At 73.9% G+C, this 20741-nt stretch carries 17 protein-coding genes; 10 read left to right on the forward strand and 7 right to left on the reverse strand.

The window, feature by feature from the left end:
• Nucleotides 1-6: 6 nt before the first annotated feature.
• Entirely contained in the window at nucleotides 7-903 is an 897-nt protein-coding gene (locus tag ACZ6B8_RS01325) for an aminoglycoside phosphotransferase family protein (RefSeq protein WP_471605923.1), read from the forward strand.
• Nucleotides 904-1167: 264 nt separating this feature from the next.
• Here ACZ6B8_RS01325 and ACZ6B8_RS01330 read toward each other — a convergent pair whose 3' ends face one another.
• Nucleotides 1168-1794, reverse strand: a complete 627-nt coding sequence (locus ACZ6B8_RS01330) for a LysE family transporter (protein WP_471605924.1) — start codon at nucleotides 1792-1794, stop codon at nucleotides 1168-1170.
• Between the two features lie 604 nt (nucleotides 1795-2398).
• Here ACZ6B8_RS01330 and ACZ6B8_RS01335 point away from each other — a divergent pair.
• Nucleotides 2399-3691 (forward strand): pyroglutamyl-peptidase I, encoded by a 1293-nt coding sequence (locus ACZ6B8_RS01335; RefSeq protein ID WP_471605925.1) that lies wholly within the window; start codon nucleotides 2399-2401, stop codon nucleotides 3689-3691.
• Here the strand turns inward: ACZ6B8_RS01335 and ACZ6B8_RS01340 are convergent.
• A complete protein-coding gene (locus ACZ6B8_RS01340) occupies nucleotides 3649-4464 on the reverse strand; it encodes an EI24 domain-containing protein (RefSeq protein WP_471074510.1) in 816 nt (271 codons plus the stop codon). The two genes, ACZ6B8_RS01335 and ACZ6B8_RS01340, sit on opposite strands and share 43 nt — an antisense overlap.
• A 163-nt stretch (nucleotides 4465-4627) precedes the next feature.
• Between ACZ6B8_RS01340 and ACZ6B8_RS01345 the strand changes: the two genes are divergently transcribed.
• Nucleotides 4628-5788 (forward strand): serine hydrolase domain-containing protein, encoded by a 1161-nt coding sequence (locus ACZ6B8_RS01345; RefSeq protein ID WP_471605926.1) that lies wholly within the window; start codon nucleotides 4628-4630, stop codon nucleotides 5786-5788.
• Nucleotides 5789-5864: 76 nt separating this feature from the next.
• On the opposite strand, the gene ACZ6B8_RS01350 is transcribed toward ACZ6B8_RS01345, so the two are convergent.
• Together ACZ6B8_RS01350 and ACZ6B8_RS01355 are read right to left on the reverse strand one after the other, a co-directional pair.
• Nucleotides 5865-6293, reverse strand: coding sequence for an organic hydroperoxide resistance protein (locus ACZ6B8_RS01350; RefSeq protein ID WP_471605927.1), 429 nt, complete (start codon nucleotides 6291-6293; stop codon nucleotides 5865-5867).
• Between the two features lie 81 nt (nucleotides 6294-6374).
• Nucleotides 6375-7406, reverse strand: a complete 1032-nt coding sequence (locus ACZ6B8_RS01355; protein ID WP_471074503.1) for an NADP-dependent oxidoreductase — start codon at nucleotides 7404-7406, stop codon at nucleotides 6375-6377.
• A gap of 113 nt (nucleotides 7407-7519) precedes the next feature.
• Here ACZ6B8_RS01355 and ACZ6B8_RS01360 point away from each other — a divergent pair, with 113 nt between their 5' ends.
• Nucleotides 7520-7975 (forward strand): MarR family winged helix-turn-helix transcriptional regulator, encoded by a 456-nt coding sequence (locus ACZ6B8_RS01360; RefSeq protein ID WP_471605928.1) that lies wholly within the window; start codon nucleotides 7520-7522, stop codon nucleotides 7973-7975.
• 272 nt (nucleotides 7976-8247) lie between these two features.
• On the opposite strand, the gene ACZ6B8_RS01365 is transcribed toward ACZ6B8_RS01360, so the two are convergent.
• From ACZ6B8_RS01365 to ACZ6B8_RS01375, 3 genes are all read right to left on the reverse strand, one after another.
• On the reverse strand, nucleotides 8248-8931 hold the full coding sequence (locus ACZ6B8_RS01365; protein ID WP_471605929.1) for an SCO2400 family protein: 684 nt from the start codon (nucleotides 8929-8931) through the stop codon (nucleotides 8248-8250).
• 119 nt (nucleotides 8932-9050) lie between these two features.
• Nucleotides 9051-10352 carry a PucR-like N-terminal domain-containing protein gene (locus tag ACZ6B8_RS01370; protein ID WP_471606437.1) on the reverse strand — a complete coding sequence of 434 codons (1302 nt, stop codon included), beginning with the start codon at nucleotides 10350-10352 and terminating at the stop codon, nucleotides 9051-9053.
• Between the two features lie 51 nt (nucleotides 10353-10403).
• Nucleotides 10404-10556 (reverse strand): hypothetical protein, encoded by a 153-nt coding sequence (locus ACZ6B8_RS01375; protein ID WP_471605930.1) that lies wholly within the window; start codon nucleotides 10554-10556, stop codon nucleotides 10404-10406.
• 227 nt (nucleotides 10557-10783) lie between these two features.
• On the opposite strand from ACZ6B8_RS01375, the gene pgfA reads away from it, so the two are divergent.
• The 6 genes from pgfA to ACZ6B8_RS01405 all read left to right on the forward strand — a co-directional run bounded on the left by pgfA (nucleotide 10784) and on the right by ACZ6B8_RS01405 (nucleotide 20738).
• Nucleotides 10784-11818: a cell envelope lipid trafficking protein PgfA gene (gene pgfA, locus ACZ6B8_RS01380; protein ID WP_471605931.1), complete on the forward strand. Its 1035-nt coding sequence runs from the start codon at nucleotides 10784-10786 to the stop codon at nucleotides 11816-11818.
• Between the two features lie 332 nt (nucleotides 11819-12150).
• Complete coding sequence (locus tag ACZ6B8_RS01385) at nucleotides 12151-13335, forward strand: glycosyltransferase family 4 protein (RefSeq protein ID WP_471605932.1); 1185 nt, start codon at nucleotides 12151-12153, stop codon at nucleotides 13333-13335.
• Nucleotides 13332-14051, forward strand: a complete 720-nt coding sequence (locus tag ACZ6B8_RS01390; protein ID WP_471074485.1) for a class I SAM-dependent methyltransferase — start codon at nucleotides 13332-13334, stop codon at nucleotides 14049-14051. Before ACZ6B8_RS01385 ends, ACZ6B8_RS01390 begins: the two co-directional genes overlap by 4 nt.
• Nucleotides 14048-18475: an alpha-(1->3)-arabinofuranosyltransferase gene (locus tag ACZ6B8_RS01395; RefSeq protein ID WP_471606438.1), complete on the forward strand. Its 4428-nt coding sequence runs from the start codon at nucleotides 14048-14050 to the stop codon at nucleotides 18473-18475. Before ACZ6B8_RS01390 ends, ACZ6B8_RS01395 begins: the two co-directional genes overlap by 4 nt.
• Nucleotides 18472-19980, forward strand: a complete 1509-nt coding sequence (locus ACZ6B8_RS01400; RefSeq protein ID WP_471605933.1) for a condensation protein — start codon at nucleotides 18472-18474, stop codon at nucleotides 19978-19980. Before ACZ6B8_RS01395 ends, ACZ6B8_RS01400 begins: the two co-directional genes overlap by 4 nt.
• Entirely contained in the window at nucleotides 19977-20738 is a 762-nt protein-coding gene (locus tag ACZ6B8_RS01405) for a class I SAM-dependent methyltransferase (RefSeq protein WP_471074479.1), read from the forward strand. Before ACZ6B8_RS01400 ends, ACZ6B8_RS01405 begins: the two co-directional genes overlap by 4 nt.
• Nucleotides 20739-20741 lie beyond the last annotated feature (3 nt).

A 20741-nucleotide genomic window follows, 5' to 3' on the forward strand; every position in this document is an offset into this window, starting at 1 on the left:
GGAGCCATGAGTGCCGTGGTGAAGATGCACGCCGACGAGGCCGGCATCGACGAGGGGCTGGTGCGGCGGCTGGTCGGGGCGCAGTTCCCGGCGTGGGGCGGGCTCGACGTGGCGCGCGTGGACTCCGCGGGGACGTCCAACGCCATGTACCGGCTGGGTGCGGACATGGTGGTGCGGCTGCCGCGGATCGCGGGTGCGGCGCGGGACGTGGAGCGGGAACACGCCTGGCTGCCCCGGCTGGGGCCCGCGTTGCCCGTCGCGATTCCCGTACCGCTGGGGAAGGGGCGGCCGGGCGAGGGGTACCCGTACCCGTGGTCCGTCTTCCGGTGGTTGGAGGGCGCGACGCCCGATCCGGACCGGGAGCTCGCCGAGCCAGCGTTGTTCGGCAAGGACGTCGCGGAGTTCGTGACCGCCCTGCGCGAGGTGGACCCGGGCGGGGCGCCGGCGGCCTATCGGGGCGGGCCGCTGGCGGAGCGCGACGACGAGACGCGCGCGGTGCTCGCCGCGCTGGGCGACGCCGTGGACGGGCCCGCCGCGGCGGGCGTGTGGGAGGCCGCGCTCGACGCCCCGGCGTGGCCGGGTCCGCCCGTGTGGATGCACGGCGATCTGCAGCCGGGCAACGTCCTCGTCGACGGCGGCCGGCTCGGCGCGGTCATCGACTTCGGGTGCATGGGTACGGGCGATCCGGCCGTCGACCTCATCTCCGCGTGGTACCTGATGGACGCCGAGGCCCGGGAGGCCTTCCGCGCCGCGCTCGGCCCGGCCGCGGACGACGCGACGTGGGCGCGGGGGCGGGGCTGGGCCCTGACGATCGCCCTCGTGGAACTGTCGTACTACCGGCGGACGAACCCGGTAATGGCCCGCATCGCGCGCCGCGTCGTCGCGCGGCTGACGGACGGCTGACGGGCGGCTGACGGACGGGTGCCGGTTCGGTAGCCGGTCACCCGCGACGGGCGGCTGCCGGAGTGGGTGGCCCGACGTCGGCCGCCCGCAACGCGCCACGTCACCGCGCGGCTGCTGGAGCGGATGCCGGAGCGAATGCCGCCGCATAGCCGGCCGCAGGTGCCGCCCGCTGCGTCCGCTCCGTTCACTCTGTCACCTCCGTCCACCCCGTCGACTCACCGACGACGGCGGCCGGTTCCGTCACCGCACCCCGTCCTCACCGCGTCAGCTCACCAGCAGATGCACCGCCAGCCCCGCGATCAGGACGCTCGACGTGAGCGCCGTGAGCAGGCGGCCCCTGCGGCCGGTCAGCGCGCGGCCGAGCAGCGCACCGCCGCCCGCGAGCAGCAGCTGCCAGCTCGCCGACGCCGCGAAGGCGGCCAGCGCGAACGCGGCCTGTTCCAGGTGCGTCAGCGAGGCGGTCGCCGGGCTGCCGAGGACCAGCGCGGCGAAGTAGACGACGGTGGCGGGGTTCAGGAGCGTCAGACCGAGCAGGGCGCCGTACGCGCAGGCGGAGCCGAGGGGCGTGCAGGTCCCGGCGGCGACGTCGTCGTGTGCGCGGTAGCGGCGGACCGCCGTCACCGCGCCCCACGCCGCGAGGACCACGAGCACCAGGACCGAGGCCCGGCGGAGCGGGGTCGTGGCCGGTTCGAGGAGGCGGGTGAGCGGGGCGCCGCCGGCCGCGGCCAGCAGGGCGTAGACGCCGTCGGCGGTCGCGACGCCGAGGGCGGCGCAGGCGCCGGTCCGCGGGGTCGTGCGCGCGGTCAGGGCGACGAGGTAGGTCCCGACGGCTCCGACCGGCATGGCGATGCCGTACCCGGCGAGGAGCCCCGCGACCAGGACCGCGCTCACGCGTGCGCGGGAAGCGGCCTCCACAGTCGGCCGGGCTGCTGCGACTGCGCCGGGTGGGCGGCGCGGGTGGCGGGCAGCGGGGCCGCGGGTGCGGCTGGGGGCAGGTTCATGGCTCGAGCGTCCCGTCGGCGGGGCGTGGGCGGCAACCGGTTTACGCGGGCGGGCCCGCGCGCTCGCTGTCCGGCCCGCCTCGCGCAGTTCCCCGCGGGCCCTGCGGGGCTTCCCCGTGGGTGATGTCTGCGGCTCCGCTGAGGTTGTTCGCGCAGTTCCCCGCGCCCATCCCGGGCCTCCCCGTACGTATCCATCTGCGGCTCCGCTGTGGTTGCTCGCACAGTTCCCCGCGCCCATCCCGGGCCTCCCCTACGTGTACATCTGCGGCTCCACTTTGGTTGCTCGCGCAGTTCCCCGCGCCCCTGCCAGGCCCCCGTACGTGTACATCTGCGGCAGCGCTGTCCCGCGCCCCTGCGTGCCTCGGCGCTCAGCCCACCGCACCGCGTGCCACCGCACCTCGCCGCCCAAGACCAGCCGCCCCCCACCCCCCATGGCGCCACCGCCACCCCTGCCGCGATACTTCCGCCACCTCATCCGTCACGGAAGGACTCGCGTGCTTTCTCGAACACGAATTGGTGCCCTCGGCCTGGGGCTCGCACTTCTCGCCGGCGTCGGGGTTCCGGCGTCCGCCTCCGCCGTCTCCCCCGCCACCGGCCGCACCGGCCCCACCACCGAAGAGGCCCGCCTCGACCGTGCCGCTCCGCGGGAGATCCTGCGGCGCAGCGGGTTCGACTCCGTGGTGCCCGAGTTGGAGCGTGCGCTCGGTGCCGCGCGCTCCTACGACCAGGCGCGGCGGCTCGTGGCGCGGGAGGGCAAGGCGCTGTGGCGGCGTGCCGTCGACCGGGCGCAGGGGCGCGGGCCCGCCGGGGGGCCGGACGCGCTCAGCCGGGACGACGACCGGCCGTTGTACTGGGCCCGGCTCGGGATGACGCGGGAGATACGCGGCTGGGAGCCCGCCCGCTTCCAGCTCAGTGAGCGTCAACGCGCCGCGATCATGGGCGAGTTGGAGCGGTCGTCGCGGGGGCAGGACACCGTCTCGTACCGTGCCGGGAAGGGCGACGGGGACGGTAAGCGCCACAAGCGCGTCACGCGCATCCTCGTCACCGGCTTCGACCCCTTCACCCTCGACCGGGACGTCCGCATCAGCAACCCCTCGGGCGCCACCGCGCTCGCCCTGGACGGCACCACGATCCGGACCGCCGACGGGCCCGCCCGGATCGAGGCGATGACCTTCCCCGTGCGCTGGCAGGACTTCGCCGACGGCGCCGTCGAGCGGGCGTTGCGGCCCCATCTCCCGCACGTCGACCTCTTCACCACCATCAGCCAGGGCCGCGTCGGCAAGTTCGACGTCGAGCGGACCAACGGCGCCTGGCGCGGCGGCTTCCCGGACAACGACAACCTGTCGCGCACCGAGACCGTCCCGGTCACCGATCCCGCCACGCAGCCCCAGTGGACGTCGACGACCCTCCCGTACAAGGCGATCACGGCGTCGGCGACCGGGCGCTTCCCGGTGTACGACAACACGTCGGTGACCGAGGTCCCGGCGGGCGGCACCGAGCCCGTGGTGCGGCCCGAGGGGCCCACCGAGGGGTCGACGGCGCGCGAGGGCGGCGGCGGGAACTACCTGTCGAACGAGATCGCCTACCGCGCGACGCTGCTGCGCGACCGGCTCGGGCTGCACGACCGGCTGCCGGGCGGCCATGTGCACACGCCCGTCCTGCAGTTCGGCGCGGGCAACACCGACCCGGCGACGGGTGAGGTCACCGACCCCGAGTTCGTACGCAACCGGCTCGACATCGTCGCTCAGGTGCGGGAGATCCTGCGGGTGGCCGCGTCGTCGTCCTGACGCACGGGTGCGCCGCCGCCGTCGCCGTCCCCGTCGTTCTCGCCGAGCAGGTCCCGTGCCATCAGCGTCGCGCCCGCGACCGCGCCCGGCATCAGGAACACCGCGACGAACGGCACCAGGAAGGCGACGGCGAGCGGCGCCCCGAACCCCCAGGCGAGCGTCTTGCGGGCGCGCAGCATCCGCAGCCGCTCGCGCAGTTCGACGCCGCGGCGCTGCAGCGCGACCGCCGTGAGCTCCTCGGTCAGGAAGAACCCGGTCACACAGAAGCCGATCACCGGGACCACCGTCTGGCCGGCGACCGGGACGAAACCGAGCGCGAAGAGCAGCACGCCCCACAGCGCCGCCCGCACCACGACGCGCAGGCTGTCCCGCGCGGAGACCCACAGGTCGCGCCAGAGCGGCAGCCCCGACTCGGGGGCGTGGCCCGAGACGGCGATGTCGACCTTCTCCGACAGCGACTCGTAGAAGGGCTGGCCGATCAGGAGCGTCATCGCGGTGAAGGTGAGGACGGAGAGCAGCAGCGCGAGGGCGAAGAGCAGGGCGGTCAGGAAGCCGCGGAAGAGGCCGGACCAGGGCGAGGACCAGTCGTCGGCGAAGGGCGTGGCCCAGCCCACGAGGTCGGCGCCCCACAGGGCGAGCGCGACCAGCGCGGCCGCGTAGAGGAGTAGGGTGATGAGGCCGGGCAGCAGCCCCCACCCGTACTGCCTGCCGTGCTGGGTGACCCAGCGCTGCCCCTTCACCAAGTAGCCGAAGCCCACACCCAGATCGCGCATGCGGCACACCTTAGCCGCAGGTGGGCGGGGGTCTGCGCGGAGCGGGCGACAGTCCTGTCACAGCCGGGGCACGGAGTCCGCCGATACGGGCGGAAATACCTCGCGGGGTGGGTGGGTTGATCATGTCGACGATCGTTCCGACGCGTACCGGAGGCCGTTCCGCATGACCCGTGAAACGCGTGTGCAGGGCACCGTCGCCGACGGATACGAGGCCGTGCGCGAGGAGTTCACCGCCGTCCTCGCCGGAGAGGAGCCGCGCTACGCGGGCCAGCTGGCCGCGTACGTCGCGGGGCGCAAGGTCGTCGACCTGTGGGTGGGGCCGGACACCGACGGCGACACGCTGTACGGGGTGTACTCCTCCACCAAGGGCGCGGCGCACCTCGTCGTCGCCCTGCTCGTCCAGGACGGCACGCTCGACCTGGACCGCGCGGTCGCCCACTACTGGCCGGAGTTCGCCGCCCACGGCAAGGGCGGCGTGACCCTGCGCGAGCTGCTCGCGCACCGGGCGGGCGTGGTGGGCGCCGACTCCGGATTCTCCGCCGACGAGCTCGCCGACGACCGGGTGATCGCCGGGCGCCTCGCGGCCCAGCGCCCGTACTGGCGGCCCGGCACCGCCTTCGGCTACCACGCCCTGTCCGTCGGGGCGCTCAGCGGCGAGGTGGTCCTCCGCGCCACCGGGCGGACCCTCCAGGAGCTCTACGAGGAGCGGGTTCGCGCCCCGTACGGCCTCGACCTCCACCTCGGCCTGCCCGAGGAGCACGAGGGCCGTTTCCGCTCCGTGCTGCCGATGGATCCGACGCCCGAGCAGCAGGAGATCCTGGCGTCCGAGGAGACGGGGCCGCAGAGCCTGAACGCCATCGCCTTCAACCGCAACGCCGCGCACCCCACCGACCTCCAGTCCCTGCCCAACTCCCGCGCGGTGCGCGCCGGCGGCCCGGCGTCGGTCGGCGGGGTGGGCTCCGCGCGCGGTCTCGCCGGGATGTACGCGGCGGCGGTCACCGGCGTCGAGGGGCGCGCGGCGCTTCTGACGGCGGACACGGTCGCGGAGTGCGGTCAGGTCCAGTCGGCCGGCTTCGACCTGGTCCTGCGGGCCCACAGGGCCTACGCGGTCGGCTTCCAGGCGACGTCCGAAGCGGTGTACCCGTTCCTCGGGGCGGGTTCCATCGGGCACAGCGGCGTGGGCGGCTCGCAGGCGTTCGCGGACCCGCGCAGCGCTCTGGCCTACGGGTACACGCGGCGGCGGTACGTGTTCCCCGGTGGCGCCGCGCCGGAGAACGAGCGGCTGGCCCGGGCGGTGCACGCGGCGGCGCTCGCGACGGGCTGAGCCGGCGGGCGCGGTCACGACGGAGGGCCGCACCCCGGGCTTCGGGGTGCGGCCCTCCGTCGTACGGCGAGCGGGGTCAGGCGACCGCGAGCTCGACCTTGATGTTGCCGCGCGTGGCGTTCGAGTAGGGGCACACCTGGTGCGCCTTCTCGATCAGGGACTGCGCGGTGGCCACGTCCACGTTCGGGATGGAGGCGGTGATGGCGACCTCCAGGCCGAAGCCGCCGGACTCGTTCTGGCCGATGCCGACCTTGGCGGTCACCGTCGAGCCGGAGATGTCGGCGTTCTCCTTGCGGGCGACCACGCCGAGGGCGCCCTGGAAGCAGGCGCTGTAGCCGGCCGCGAAGAGCTGCTCGGGGTTGGTGCCCGCGCCGCTGCCGCCCATCTCCTTCGGCGGGTTCACGACGACGTCGAGCTTGCCGTCGTCGCTGGCCACACGGCCGTCACGGCCGTTCTCGGCGGTGGCGACGGCGGTGTACTTGACGTCGATCTTCTGGATGGACATAAGGGTCTGTTCCTCCTGAGATATGACGTGGTGCGCGCCCACAACCACGGCTTGTGGAATCAGGTTATCGGATACCGGAAGTCACCCGAGGGAGACGATCATCTTCCCGGTGTTCTCGCCGCGGAGCATGCCGAGGAAGGCGTCCACGCCGTTCTCGACGCCCTCGACGACCGTCTCGCGGTACTTGAGCTCGCCGGAGCGGATCCAGCCGCCCACCTCGCGCACGAACTGCGGCTGGAGGTCGCTGTGGTCCTGCACGAGCATGCCCTGCAGGCGCAGCCGCTTGCCGATGATCATGGCCATGTTGCGCGGGCCCGGCGTCGGCTCGGTGTCGTTGTAGCCGGCGATCATGCCGCAGATGGTGGCGCGGCCGTGCACGTTCATCCGGCTGATGGCGGCTTCCAGGTGCTCGCCGCCGACGTTGTCGAAGTACACGTCGATCCCGTCGGGGGCGGCCTTCTTGAGCTGCTCGACGACCGGCTCGGGGTCCTTGTAGTTGAAGGCCGCGTCGAAGCCGTACTCCTCGACCAGGAGCTTGACCTTCTCGTCGGAGCCGGCCGAGCCGACGACGCGCGAGGCGCCCTTCAGCTTGGCGATCTGGCCGACCTGACCGCCCACGGCGCCGGCCGCGCCGGAGACGAAGACCGCGTCGCCCTCCTTGAAGGAGGCGACCTCCAGGAGTCCGGCGTACGCCGTCAGGCCCGTCATGCCGAGCACGCCGAGGTAGGCGGAGAGCGGCGCGGCCTGCGGGTCGACCTTGGTGGCGTGCTGGGCGGGGACGGAGGCGTACTCGCGCCAGCCCGCGAAGTGCAGGACGTGGTCGCCCACCGCGAAGCCCTCGGCGTTGGAGGCGACGACCTCGCCGACCGCGCCGCCCTCCATGGGGCGGTCGAGCTGGAACGGCGGGACGTACGACTTCACGTCGTTCATCCGGCCCCGCATGTACGGGTCCACGGAGAAGTGCAGGTTGCGGACCAGGACGCGGCCCTCGGCCGGGGCCTCCACGGGGGCCTCGCGCAGCGCGAAGTCCTCCGGGACGGGCCAGCCCTGGGGGCGGCGCACGAGGTGCCACTCACGGCTGACCGAGGGAAGCTGTTCGGGGGTGACGGACATGAGGGGTGTCCTCCTACTGCCTGCTGCGTATGCGTACGGAGATGTTTCAGGTTGTGAAACAACCATGCTCCTGAATATTTCATGATGTCAAGTAACCGGGTAGCCTGGTCGGCATGGCCACCCGCAGCTCCCGTGCCCGCACCCCCAGCCCCGACCCGCTGACGCTCGAAGTCGTCGAGCTGATCGGCTCGGTCGTGGCGCGCTACCACGAGGAGTACGAGGAGGCTGCCGCCGGGCACGCGCTGACCGGGGCGCAGGCACGCGTACTGGGTCTGCTCTCCCTCGAACCCATGCCCATGCGTCGCATCGCGCAGAAATTGAAGTGTGAGCCGTCGAACATCACGGGGATCGTGGACCGGCTCGAGGCGCGCGGCCTCGTCGAGCGACGGCCCGACGCGGGCGACCGGCGCGTGAAGCTGGCGGCGCCGACGGATGAGGGGGTGGCCGTCGCCCGCAGCCTGCGGGAGGCGCTGGACTTCGCGCGGGAGCCGCTGGCGGAGTTGTCGCGTGAGGAGCGGGTGGTGTTGCGGGGTTTGCTGCGCAGAATGCTCGGGCGCTCCGCTGGTTGAGCGGGTCTTCTGCGGGTGGGTTGGGGTTGCTCGCGCCGTTCCCCGCGCCCCTGGGGGGTGGGCCCCTTGGGTCTTCTGCGGGTGGGTTGGGGTTGCTCGCGCCGTTCCCCGCGCCCCTGAGGGGTGGGCCCCTTGGGTCTTCTGCGGGTGGGTTGGGGTTGCTCGCGCCGTTCCCCGCGCCCCTCTGGGGGGTGGGGCCCTCGGGTCTTCTGCAGGTTGTTTGTGGTTGCTCGCGCCGTTCCTCGCGCCCCTGGGGGGCGGGGGCTTGGGGGTTACGTGCACCACCAGAGGAAGCGGTCGCAGGGTTTTGTGGGGGTGGGGGTGGGGTTCTGGGGTGGGGTGGGGCGGGATGTTTGGGTGGGGGGTGTTGAGGGGGCGGGTGGGGGCTCGGTGGGGGACGTGCCCGGGTTCGGGGCGTGTGCGGTGTTCTCCGGGGCGTCCGTGGCCTCGTGGGGCTTCTCGCCCTTCGTCTTCTCCGCCTCCCGGTCCTTCCGTTTCTTCTCGGCCTTCTCCGCCTCCGTGCCCGACGGGTCGGGCGTCAGCGCCGACGCGTCCTGTGCCGTCGCGCCGCCCACGGCGCCGGCGGCGGGGCTCGTGGACTCCGAAGGCGAGGCCTCCGCCGCCCCGCCGCCCGGCGCGGACGACGCCGCCGGATCCTCCGACGCGCCCTCCGTGCCCAGCTCGGCGAGGCTCAGACCGCCCGCCGCGAGCGCCAGGCCCGCGGCGATGAAGAGGACCTTGCGGCGCCTGCGCCGGTGTGCCCTGCGGCTGCGCTCCCTGCGGCGGCCGCGCGTGCGCGGGGACGACTCCTCGTACCCCTCGTCGCCCCCGTCCGGCTCCTCCGGCGACACCGCGACGGACCGCGCATCCTCCCGGCACGCTTCGGCCGGGGTGCCGCACCCCGGGCAGGCGAGGGCGCCGTTGAGGTGCCTGCGGCACGGGTGGCAGTAGTCCATGAGGCATGGAGGCTAGGTGCCGCGTCGGCGCGAGCGGTAGTCGACGCTGTGAAAGTTGTGTGCGGAATCGAAAGGTCCGGTCGTCCTCGGGGGGCGGGCCGCGCCCGTCGGGGGGGGGCTCAGACCCGGCCCAGCAGGCCTCTCAACCGGCGGGCCCGCAGCACCAGTTCCAGTTCGAATCGGCGGTCCGGGTCGTCAATCTCGTCACCCCAGAGTTCCCTGATCTGGCGGAGGCGGTAGCGGACGGTCTGGGGGTGGACGCCGAGCCGCGCCGCCACCTCCGGGGCGCCGCCGCGCGTCTCCAGCCAGGCCAGGAGCGTCTCGGCGAGACGGCGGCCGTGGGCGGGGCCGCAGTGGTCCAGCGGGGCCAGGCAGCGGCGGGTCAGGTCCTCGATGAGTTCCTCGGGCTGCAGCAGCACCAGCGCCTCGGTGTGCTCCGTGCAGTGCAGCACCTCACCGGCGGGCAGCAGCCCGCGCTCCATCAGCCCGACCGCCGCCTCCGCCCAGCGCAGCGACTTCGCGGCGTCGGCCAGCGCCACCGGCGGGCCGATCGCGCCGGACCAGCCGGTCATCGCGCGGCGCAGCAGCTCGGGCCGGCCCGCCGCCTCGGGGTCGGGCACGACCATGCGGGGCTGCTCGGCCTCCATGTCGAGCAGGACGCCCTGCCCGACGGCGGGCGCCACGGCCTCCCGCGCGGGGCGCAACAGGACGCCGACAGCGACGCGTTCGGGCAGTTGCCAGCCGACGCGGGCGGCGCGTTCGCCGAGGCCGTTGCCGTGGGCGGCGGGACCGGCGCCGCGGGCCGTTCCCGCGCCCGTGCCGGTGGTGTGCGAGGGGCCCGCACCGGCGTCGGAGCGCCGTTCGGAGAGCAGCAGCTCCATCAACTTCCGTTGCAGACGCAGCCGTTCACCGGCCTCGCGGGCGGCTGCCTCCGCGTAGCCGCGGACGGACTGGTCGACGAGGCCGTCCAGGTACTCGAAGCCCGACTCGGCGAGTTCGTACATGGCCGGGGGTGGGATCTCCAGCTGCTGGCCGATCTCGGCGAGGCGCCGCCAGGCGAGCCGTACGCCGAGGCGGTAGATGGCCTGGAGCGAGTCGAGGCTGCGGCCGTGCAGGCCCTCGCCCCGGCCGAACTCCTGGAAGACCTCCGGGTGGTAGCGCGGCCGCCCCTCCTGGGAGGCGAGCTGCTGGACGAAGCCCTCCAGGGCGCGGCGGATGCCGATGAGCGCCATGGGCTCGCCGGAGTCGTCCGGGACGACGGGCAGGCCGGGGTACTCGGCGCGGATCTCGCGCAGGATGTCCTGGGCGAGGGCGGGCACCTCCTCCAGGGCCAGCGCGGCGAACTCCCGCACCTGGCGCGGCGGTACGTCACGCCAGGCGGAGCGGGCGGAGGGGCGGGCCGGGTCCTCGTCGGCGGACATGGCGGGGGCGGCGTTCTTGGCGGGCTGGACGCCGGTCGCGGCCACGCCGGCTCAACTCCCCTGGGCCGGTGCCTCGTAATGCACCAAGGGGGTGTTGGGCTGGTCCGGTGTGGCGTCCAGGAGCGCGACGATGCCGAGGGCCGCCCCGACGGCGAGGAGCGCCCCGGCGGCGACGGTGAGTGAAGCGGCGAGCAGTCGGTGCATTGCGAGGGTCAGCCTCTCTGTCGGAGGTCGTCCCCACCCTGGTCACGCGGTCCCCCGGCCGGGCCGTACGGCGTCACCGCGCCGCTCCGGTCGCCCTGCCGATGCCGGCCCCGTCCGGCAAGTGCCCAGTCTCAGCAATGCATTGACACTTCGTCAAGGGTGCGCCTACGGTTCCCCGCCCATACGGCTCGGTAACACTCTCCCGCCCTCAGCCCAGGAGTGACCCCATGCGCCGCACCGCCTCTCCCCTGTCGCTGATCCTCCTCGGGCTCGGCGCGTTCCTCCTGGTCCTGGCACCGATGCTCGCCTGGTACGTGGAGCCGCGCGCGAAACGCACGCCGGTCGACATCGACACGATCACCGTCTTCAAGGGCAAGGGCAGTTACTTCGACACCGACAAGATCAAGACCGTCCACGACAAGAACCTCACCATCACTCGGCAGGTGCGGGGCGACGTCGAGGACAGCGAGGACAGCGGGCGCGCGGTGTGGGACGTGTCCACCTCCGTGGATCCGGACAAGTCGCTGCCCGCGGCGGACCCGCACGACTCGCTCCAGTGGACCGTGGAGCGCTGGGTCACCGACCGGAAGACGAACGCGCCGGTGCACTGCTGCGGCGAGAAGCCGTACTTCGAGGGCGAGGCCTACCTGAAGTTCCCCTTCGACGTGGAGAAGCGGTCCTACCGCTGGTGGGACAACACGCTGGGGGCGACCGTGCCGCTCACCTACCGGGGCACGAAGAAGATCCAGGGCTACGAGGGGTACCGCTTCACGGCGAAGGTGAAGGCGACGAGGACCGGGACGCGGCAGGTGCCGGGGACCATGGTCGGTCAGCCGAAGAAGAGTCAGGTCATCGCGGACGAGTACTACGCCAACCACGGCATCGAGCTCGTCGCGGATCAGCGCACCGGCCGGATCATCTACGCCGCGATCGGTCCCCGCAAGACGCTGCGCGCGCCGGGTTCGGACAAGGACGCGACGGTGCTGCTCGACAGCGAGCGGATCGCGTTCACCCCGGCCACGCAGAAGGAGCAGGTGAACCTGGCCGACGACGACAGCGGCAGGCTGGAGCTGGTCGGCGAGACGCTGCCCGTCGGCGCCGCCGTACTGGGCGGTGTGCTCGCGGTGGCCGGAATCGTACTCGTCGTGCGAGGGCGGCGCGGGGACGGGGCACACGGTCCCGGAGGGCCGGGCGGATCGGCGGAGCCGGGCAGTCCGCATGCTGGTACGTCACCGACGGCCCTGCACTCCAGCACGATGTGATGACGCATCAGCTCCCGAAAGCCCGGAAATTGTCACTTCGGTGAGTAGCCGCGCGGTACCGGTCGGCGAAAACTGTCCACCCCACCCGCGCACCGTCCCCGCACAGTCCGCGCACCGCCCGAGCACAGCCCCGCACCGCCGGCACGGTCCCGCACCATCCGCGCACCGACCCGCACCGTCCGGGCACCCCGCACCCGCGAGAGACCCCCTGCGACTCCGCGGCCCGGACCGCTCCACCCGCACGCTCCGGCACCACTCAGCAGGACCCCGCAGCACCGTTCCACCGACCGGACCCCCCACAGTTCCGCACCCTGAGACGAGTTGGAGCACGTATGCCCCAGCACGTACCGTCCTCGCTGCGCGCGGCCGCCGCACGCCGCGCGGAGCACCTCCCGGCGTCTCCCCCACACCCGCGCCGGATCGTCTTCCTCGCCCACCGCGACCTCGGCAACCCGGCCGCGGGCGGTTCCGAACTCCTCGTCGACCGGCTCGCCGACGGGCTCGGCGGCCTCGGCCACCAGGTCACCCTGTTGTGCGGCGGCCCCGCCGCCTACCGCGACTACCGGGTGGTCTCCGCGGGCAGCGACAAGGGCCACTACCTGCGCGCGCGCTCGGCGTTCAGCCGGCAGATCGGCGACTGCGACCTCCTCGTCGAGGTCTGCAACGGCATGCCGTACCTGGCCCCGTTGTGGCACCGCGGGCCCACCCTCTGCCTGGTCAACCACGTGCACACCGATCTGTGGGGGATGCGCTTCCAGGGCGCGCTGGCCCCCGCCGCCCGGCTCGGCCGGCGGCTGGAGCACTGGGCCCTCGCCGGAGCCCAGCGCCACAACCTGCTCGTCGCCGTCTCGCCGTCGACCGCCCAGGCGCTGCGGGCCATCGGCGTGGAGCGGGAGCGCATCCGCATCGTGCACAACGGCGTCGAGGAGCCGGGCCCGCTGCACGCCCGCTCCGACGAGCCGCTCTTCCTGGCGATGGGCCGGCTGGTCGAGTACAAGCGGATCGATCTGCTGCTGCGTCTCTGGGAGCGCGTACGCCCCGTCACGGGCGGCCGGCTCGTGATCGTGGGCGACGGCCCCGAGCGGCAACGGCTCGAACAACTCGCGGGCCCCGGCGTCGAGTTCAGGGGGCGGGTCGCCGAGGCGGAGAAGCACCGGCTGCTCTGCGAGGCCTGGATGCTGCTCCACCCCTCGGCCGTGGAGGGCTGGGGGCTCGTCATCACCGAGGCGGCGACCCGCTCCACCCCGTCGATCGGCTTCGACGTGCCCGGCGTGCGCGACTCCGTCGAGGACGGTGTGACCGGGCTGCTCGCGCGGGGCGAGAGCTCCTTCGCCGCCGCCTGGTGCACGCTGGCGCTCAGCGCCGAGCGCCGCAGATCGCTCGGGAAGGCCGCCGGTGAGCGGGCCACCCGGTTCCGCTGGGCCAACACGGTGCGGCAGTTCCAGGCGGTGGCCGCCGAGGCGGCCGCCGCACACCGGGCGACACCTGGGCCCCCGACGCCCCAGGGGGCTGCGTGAAGGATCCGTCGCTGCGCCGTTCCGCCACCCTCTTCCGGGCCTTCCTGCGCGAGCAGCAGGAGCCCGAGCGGTGCTACACGCTCCTCGCCCGGGACGCCGCCGACCAGGTCGAGGCGTACGGCCCGGTCGACGGACGGGTCGTCGTCGACGTCGGCGGCGGGGGCGGCTACTTCACCGAGGAATTCCGGCGGCGCGGCGCGCAGTGCTTCCTCTTCGAGCCGGACAGGGCCGAGTTGGGGGCGAAGCCGCCCGAGGGGTCGGTGGTGGCCGACGGATATCTGCTGCCGCTGGCGGACGGCGTCGCCGACGTCACGTTCTCCTCGAACGTCCTGGAGCACGTCGACGACCCCCAGACGTTCCTGAGCGAGCTGATCCGGGTCACCGGGGCCGGCGGCCTCATCTACGTCTCGTTCACCAACTGGCTCTCGCCGTGGGGCGGCCACGAGTGGGCGCCCTGGCACTACCTGGGCGCCGACCGGGCCCGCGCCCGCTACGAACGGCGCACCGGCAGGCCCGCGAAGCACACCCTCGGCGAGAACCTCTTCGCGCACCACGTCGGAGCGACCCTGCGCCAGGTGCGGGAGCGCACCGACGTGGACGTCGTCTCCGCGCGCTCCCGCTACTGGCCGTTCCTGGCCGGGGCGATCACCAAGGTGCCGGGTGTGCGCGAGGTCGCGACCTGGAACCTCCTCCTCATCCTCAGGCGGTGTCCATGACCACGGTCCAGGCCCCACCCCCGGCGGCCGTCCGGCCCACGACCGATGCCCCTGAACCCTCGCGGGGGCCGCGTTCGCGGCGCTGGTTGCTGGGGTTCTGGGCCGTGGTGTTCGTGGCGTTCCTCGCGGTGCACCCGGGGCGGATGACGTTCGACACCAAGCTCGGTGTCACCGTCGACCCCTGGCAGTTCCTCTCCGACCTCGGCCAGCTCTGGCACGACCGGGGCGGCTTCGGCGGGATCCAGGACCAGTACGCCGGCTACGCCTTCCCGATGCTGCCGTACTACGGCCTGGCCGAACTGCTGCACGTGCCGGTCTGGCTGGCCGAGCGGCTGTGGCTCTCGCTGATCGTGGCGGCGGCGTTCTGGGGCGCGCTGCGCCTGGCCGAACGGCTCGGCGTCGGCAGCCGCCCCAGCAGGCTGCTGGGCGCGGTGGTGTACGCGCTGTGGCCGACGTTCACCGTGGTGGTCGGGTCGACGTCGGCTGCGGCGCTGCCCGGCGCGGTGCTCCCGTGGGTGCTGCTGCCGCTGACCGACCGGCGGATCAGCGCGCGCCTGGCCGCCTGCCGCTCGGCGCTGATCATCCCGTTCATGGGCGGCGTGAACGCGGCGGCGACGCTCGCCTCACTGCTGCCCGTCGGCCTGTATCTGCTCTCCAGGCCGAACGGACCGCGCAAGCGGAAGCTGATCGTCTGGTGGGTGCCGGGGGTCGTCCTCGCCACCGCCTGGTGGGTGGTCCCGCTGCTGATGCTCGGCATTTACGGCGAGAACTTCCTGCCCTATGTGGAGAACGCGGCCACCACGACGGGCACCATGTCGGCCACCGAGACGCTGCGCGGGGCCGGCAACTGGGTCGCGTACCTGCACTTCGGCGAGGCCTGGCTGCCCGCCGGTTGGACGGTGGCGACGTCCGTCGTGGCCGTGCTCTGCTCCGCGCTCGCCGCCGCCCTCGGCCTCGCCGGGCTCGCCCGGCGCGATCTGCCGGAGCGGCGCTGGCTGGTGCTGACCGTGCTGTCCGTCGTCCTGGTGACGCTCGCCGGGTACGGCGGGGCGTTCGGGGCGCCCTTCCACGGAACCGTCCGGTCCTGGCTCGACGGCGGGCTCGTGCCGTTCCGCAACGTCTACAAGTTCCAGACCGGGCTCGCCCTCGCGCTGGTGTTCGGCCTGATGCACCTGGTGGGGGTGGCCGCCCAGACGCGCGGCGCCCGCCGGGTGCGCGGCCGCCGGTACGCGCCGCTGGTCGCGGCGGTCCTGGTGCTGCCCGGCCTCGCCTGGCCCTACCTCAACGGCTCGATCCTGCAGCCCGGTTCGTTCAAGAAGCTGCCGACGTACTGGCAGGCGACGGCCGACTGGCTGGAGAAGTACTCCCCCGACTCCCGCGCCCTCGTGGTCCCCGCGACCGCGCACGGCATCTACACCTGGGGCTCCCCCATCGACCAGCCCCTGGACGTGCTCGCCGACTCGCGCTGGGCGCAGCGCGACTACGTGCCGTTCGGCACGCCGGGCAACCGCCGTGCGATGGACGCGGTCGAGCAGGCACTGATGACCGGCGGCCAAGTGCCGGGACTGCGCGACTACTTGACGCGTGCCGGGCTCTACTACGTCGTCGTACGCAACGACCTCGACCCCGACCAGGTCGGCCACGTGCCCTCCGCGACCGTCAAGCGCACCCTGGAGGAGTCCGGCTTCAGCCGCGTGACGGGCCTCGGCCCGACGATGACCGAGGGGACGATCCCCGAGGACACCCCGCTCCAGATCGAGGGGCTCTACCCGCGCCAGCGGGCCGTGGAGATCTACGCGCCCGGCAAGGGCGCCGAGCGGCCCGGCCAGGCGGGCCTGAAGCCGGTGGCCAACACGGCGGTCGTCAGCGGCGGCCCCGAGTCGCTGCTCCCGCTCTCCGCCGACCCCTCGATGCGGGACCGCCCGGCCGTCCTGACCGGCGACAACCACCCGGGCATCGGGACGCCGGGGCTGCAGGCGGTCGGCGACGGACTGCGCCGCGCCGACACCCGCTTCGGCCTGGTCAACACCAACACCTCGTACACGTACACGCGTTCCGAGCGGAACGCGGTCGACGCCCAGCAGGACCCCGGCGACAAGCCGCACCAGATCCTGCCGACCAAGGGCATCGAGCACCAGACGACGGCGGAGCTGCGCGGCGCCAAGTCGGTCTCGGCGTCCAGCTACGGCAACTGGTTCTTCCATCTGCCGCAGTACGACCCGGTGAACGCCTTCGACGGCAATCCGGCCACGGCCTGGGCCGAGGGCAGCTCCGGTTCGGCGGACGGGGAGTGGATCAAGGCCGAGTTCGACGACGCGGTCGACGTGCCGTCCTCCTTCCGCGTCACGCCGCTGCCGCAGAACGGTGTGCGGGCCGCGCCCACCCGGGTCCGCGTGGAGACGGAGCACGGCAGCAGGACCAGCGATCTGCAGCCCAACGGCATGGCCCAGCGGATCAAGGCGCACGCGGGCTCCACCAAGTGGATCAAGATCACGATTCTGGACACCCAGGAGGCGCGGCCCGGTCTGACGGGCGCGGGCTTCTCGGAGATCAGCATCCCGGACGTGACCGTCACCCGGCTCCTCAAGCTCCCCACGGACGCGGACAAGTCCACGGACGCCCGGTCGACGACCTACTCGATGCACCGCTCCACCGACCCGAGCGCGCTGTCACCGGTGAACGTCGAGTCGGGACTGCACCGGCGCTTCACGACGACGGGTGAGGGCGCCTACCGGTTCAAGGCGAGCGCGGTGGCCGTGCCGGGCGCCGAACTCGACGACCTGCTCTACAAGGTGGCGCCCGAGCAGGAGCAGCAGATCATCGCCACCGCCGACTCCACCGCGCAGCTGGGCAGCGGGCTCTCGCCGCGCAACCTCACGGACGGCGACCTGACGACGGCGTGGATCGCCGGCTCCGCCGACCGGCCGGTGATCCACCTCAAGTGGCCGGACAAGCAGCCGGTGGGCGAGCTCGTGCTGCCCGCGGCGGGCGGCCTGTCCACCCGCCCCGAGCAGATCGAGATCAGCTCGCCGGACGGCGCGGCGACGGCGGGCGTGGACGAGAACGGCAACGCGCGCTTCACGCCGATCACCACGGACCGGATGGACATCACCATCACGGAGACGGCCCCGCTGACGGTGCACAACCCCTTCGCCGACGCCGACCTGCAACTGCCGGTGGGCCTCACCGAGGTGTACGTCCCCGCCCTCGACAAGTACCGCACCCCGCGGCCGGACGCCGACGAGCGCTTCTCGCTGCCCTGCGGCCAGGGGCCGGTCATGTCGGTCGACGGCGAGCTGTACGGGACGAGCGCCAAGGGCCGGGTCCGGGACCTCACCGAGCGGCGCCCCATCGACATCACGCTCTGCCAGCGGGGCGAGAAGGACCCCGGGATACGGCTCGGCGCGGGGGCGCACAGCGTGGAGACGGGTGACGCGGGTCCCCTCGCGGTCACGGACGCGTCGCTGACGCGCGGCACGCCGGACGCGGTGGACACGCCCTCCCGCGACCTGAAGGTCGAGGACTGGCTCGGCGACCGCCGCGAGGTGTCGGTGGGCGCGGGCGCGGCCTCGTACCTCACCACGTACGAGAACGTGAACGACGGGTGGAAGGCGACCCTGGACGGCAAGGAGCTGACCTCGGTGCGGCTCGACGGCTGGCAGCAGGGCTGGCTGGTGCCGAAGGGCGCGGGCGGCACGGTCGAGCTGAGCTACGAGCCGTCGCGGATCTACGAGATCGGTCTGATACTGGCCGTCGTCGCCCTGCTGGCCCTGGTCGCCATGGTCGTGCTGTGGCGCCGCGACACGGACGACGACGCGCCGCCACCGGCCCCGCCCGCGCCCGGTGCGATCCTCGGCACGGTGGTGCTCACGCTGGTCGCGGTGGTGATCGCGGGGCCCCTCGCCCTGCTGGTCCCGGCGCTCGCGCTGCTCGCGTGGTGGCGGCACGCGCTCCTGGTGCCGATCGCGTTCCTGGCGATGGCGGGGGCGGGGATCGCGGCGGCGACGGGTGCGGGCGAGGCGGTCGCCGCGGACGAGGGGGCATTCGGGGGCGCGGCCCAACTCCTCGCCCTCGTCGCGCTGTTCGCCGCGCTGGTGACGGTGACCGTACGGGAGAGGCGGCCGCGGGCCGGCGACACGCTGGAGTTCGGCCCGCCGTATCCGCCGCCGCACACGCCGGACCCCGGCCCCGGGCCCGGCCCCGGTCACGACTTCGCGACGCCTCCGCTGCCGCGCCGCACGCGGGGCGGACCCGGGGTCCCGCCGGAGGTGTCGCCGGACGCGCCGCGCCGTGACGCGGGCCCGACCGTCTCGGCCCGGGGTCCCGCCTCGGCCCAGCCGGACCCGGCGCCGCCGGGCCGCAGAACGGCGCGCTTCGCCCGGCGCAGGCGTCCCACCACGACAGGAGAAGGCACCCAGCGATGACCGCACTGGAACACCCGGCACGACGCGCGGACGGCCCCGGGCGACCGCCCGCCCGCGTGCCGTTCCCCGTCGTCGACGAGGTCTCCCGGCACTGCCTCCAGGAGGAGGAGCCGGAGACCGTCCACATCGAGGTGCACCTGCCGGGCACCCCGGACCCGGACCGCCTGCGGGCCGCGTTCACCGAGGCCCTGCGCCGCCATCCGCGCATCCTGATGAGGGAGGCGCGGGGCCCCTGGTACCGCCGCCGCTACGAGTGGGAGCTGACGGAGTCCCCCGACACGGAGGTGGTGACGTTCCCGCCGCCGGGCCCGGACGCCCTCCGACGGGCCCGCGAACGGGCGCTGTCCGAGGCGCCGCCGCTGACGGCGTCCCCGCCGATACGCCTTGAGGTGATACGGGAGCACGGACCGCGCGAGGGCGGGGAGGGGCGGGTTCCGGCGTCCGGGCACGCGTCGGCCGGCGGGGCGGCCGGTGAGGCGGCCGCGCACACGGAGTCCGGCGCCGACGCGCCCGCACGGGGCGCCGACTCCGACCCCGGGTGCGTTCTCCTGCTCACCATCAATCACACCGCTCTCGACGGGCCCGCCTGTCTTCGGGTTCTCGCCACCGCTGCCGAGCTCTACGGGGGGCGGGACAACTCGCCCGCCGCTCCGCCGTCCCGGGGGGCCGCCGGGGGGCAGACCGCCGCGCCCGCGCCGGCCGCCGACGTCGCCTCGGGGTGGGCGCCGCCCGCGCGCGTCGCCCGGGGGGCTCCCGAACCCTCCCCCGGCAACGGCATGCTCGTCGCCGAGCTCCCCGTACCGCGCCGCCCCAAGGGCTCGCCCTTCACCGTGAACGACCAGCTCATGGTCGCCACCGCGCTGATGATCGCCCACTGGAACCGGGAACACGGCGCCCGCCCCCGCCCCTTCCGCATCACCATGCCCGTCGACGACCGGCCCCGCGACGCCACCATGCCGATCGGCAACGGCACCCGTCTCGTCGAAGTCCCTTTCGCCGCGGACGAGTTGAACCAACCCGACGGGACTCCCGAGACGATCCACCGGCTCCTGCGCCGCACCTCCGAGCGCACCCGCGCCCTCAAGGCGCTCCCCCGCCCCCAACTCGGCCACGGCGCCGCCCTCTTGACCGCGCCGGTCCTCCCGGTCGCCCTGCGGGCCGCCGTCACCCGGGGCCTGCGCCGGGCCGCCGCGCCCTGGACGTCCACCACACTCCTGAGCAACATCGGCCGTGTCCCGTACGCGCTGGACTTCGGCGACGCGGGCCGCGCCCATGCCGTGTGGTTCTCCGCCCCGGCCCGGCTGCCCCGCGGCCTCACCGTGACCACCGCGTCGACGGCCGGCCGGCTGCACCTGGTCCTGCGCTGGTCCAGGACGCTGCTCAGCCACGGCGACGGGGCACATCTGCGGGACCTCTTCGAGCAGTATCTGCACGCGACCGAACGCGCGACGGAACACCCGACGGACCACACCGAACCCCGCGAGACCCATGGGGGGCCCAAGTGACCGCCACCGCCCGCACCGAAGGAACGACGACCACCGCCGCGCCGCCCGTGCGGCTGCGGGACTTCTACGAGAACCCCGCCGTCCCCGTCGCCTCCGGCGACGCCCGCAGTCTGCGGCAGGCCCGGGTCCTCGCCGCCGCCCTCGGCCCCGCCACCTCCCGTACCGCGACCGTGCTCGACATCGGCTGCGGCGACGGCACGGCCGCGGCCACCGCGGCGCCGCTGCTCGCCGGGCACCGGGTCGTCGGCGTGGACTGGTCGCAGGACGCGCTGCGGCGCGCGCACGCCCGGCTGCCCTACGTCGTGCGGGGCGAACTCACCGACGGTGGGCTGCCGTTCGCGGACGGGGCGGCCGACGCCGTCCTGTTCAGCGAGGTCGTCGAGCACCTCGTCGACCCGGACAGCGCCCTCGACGAGCTGCGCCGCGTCCTCGCGCCGGGCGGCCACCTCATGCTCTCCACCCCCAACCTGGCCGCCTGGTACAACCGCGGCCTGCTCCTCGCCGGCGTCCAGCCCGTCTTCTCCGAGGTGAGCCTGCGCGCCGTGCACGGCCGCCCCGGCAAGGAGGTCGTCGGGCACCTGCGGCTGTACACGGCGCGCGCCCTGCGCGCGTTCGTCGCCGCCTCCGGCTTCGAGGTCGTCGGACTGACCGGCGCCCCCTTCCACGGCGTGCCACGCCCCTTGCGGGCCCTGGACCGGCTGGCCTGCGCCGTGCCCAGCGCCGCCTCGATCCTCCTGCTGCACGCCCGGAAGGTCTGAGCC

It is taken from the genome of Streptomyces sp. NPDC041122 (assembly GCF_055592445.1).

What these genes read in the sequence shown, in the direction of transcription:
- ACZ6B8_RS01325 (WP_471605923.1), top strand. Translation starts at nt 7, where the DNA reads ATGAGTGCCGTGGTGAAGATGCACGCCGACGAGGCCGGCATCGACGAG.
- ACZ6B8_RS01340 (WP_471074510.1), bottom strand. Translation starts at nt 4,464, where the DNA reads ATGCGCGATCTGGGTGTGGGCTTCGGCTACTTGGTGAAGGGGCAGCGC.
- ACZ6B8_RS01345 (WP_471605926.1), top strand. Translation starts at nt 4,628, where the DNA reads ATGACCCGTGAAACGCGTGTGCAGGGCACCGTCGCCGACGGATACGAG.
- ACZ6B8_RS01350 (WP_471605927.1), bottom strand. Translation starts at nt 6,293, where the DNA reads ATGTCCATCCAGAAGATCGACGTCAAGTACACCGCCGTCGCCACCGCC.
- ACZ6B8_RS01355 (WP_471074503.1), bottom strand. Translation starts at nt 7,406, where the DNA reads ATGTCCGTCACCCCCGAACAGCTTCCCTCGGTCAGCCGTGAGTGGCAC.
- ACZ6B8_RS01360 (WP_471605928.1), top strand. Translation starts at nt 7,520, where the DNA reads ATGGCCACCCGCAGCTCCCGTGCCCGCACCCCCAGCCCCGACCCGCTG.
- ACZ6B8_RS01365 (WP_471605929.1), bottom strand. Translation starts at nt 8,931, where the DNA reads ATGGACTACTGCCACCCGTGCCGCAGGCACCTCAACGGCGCCCTCGCC.
- ACZ6B8_RS01370 (WP_471606437.1), bottom strand. Translation starts at nt 10,352, where the DNA reads ATGTCCGCCGACGAGGACCCGGCCCGCCCCTCCGCCCGCTCCGCCTGG.
- ACZ6B8_RS01375 (WP_471605930.1), bottom strand. Translation starts at nt 10,556, where the DNA reads ATGCACCGACTGCTCGCCGCTTCACTCACCGTCGCCGCCGGGGCGCTC.
- pgfA (WP_471605931.1), top strand. Translation starts at nt 10,784, where the DNA reads ATGCGCCGCACCGCCTCTCCCCTGTCGCTGATCCTCCTCGGGCTCGGC.
- ACZ6B8_RS01385 (WP_471605932.1), top strand. Translation starts at nt 12,151, where the DNA reads ATGCCCCAGCACGTACCGTCCTCGCTGCGCGCGGCCGCCGCACGCCGC.
- ACZ6B8_RS01395 (WP_471606438.1), top strand. Translation starts at nt 14,048, where the DNA reads ATGACCACGGTCCAGGCCCCACCCCCGGCGGCCGTCCGGCCCACGACC.
- ACZ6B8_RS01400 (WP_471605933.1), top strand. Translation starts at nt 18,472, where the DNA reads ATGACCGCACTGGAACACCCGGCACGACGCGCGGACGGCCCCGGGCGA.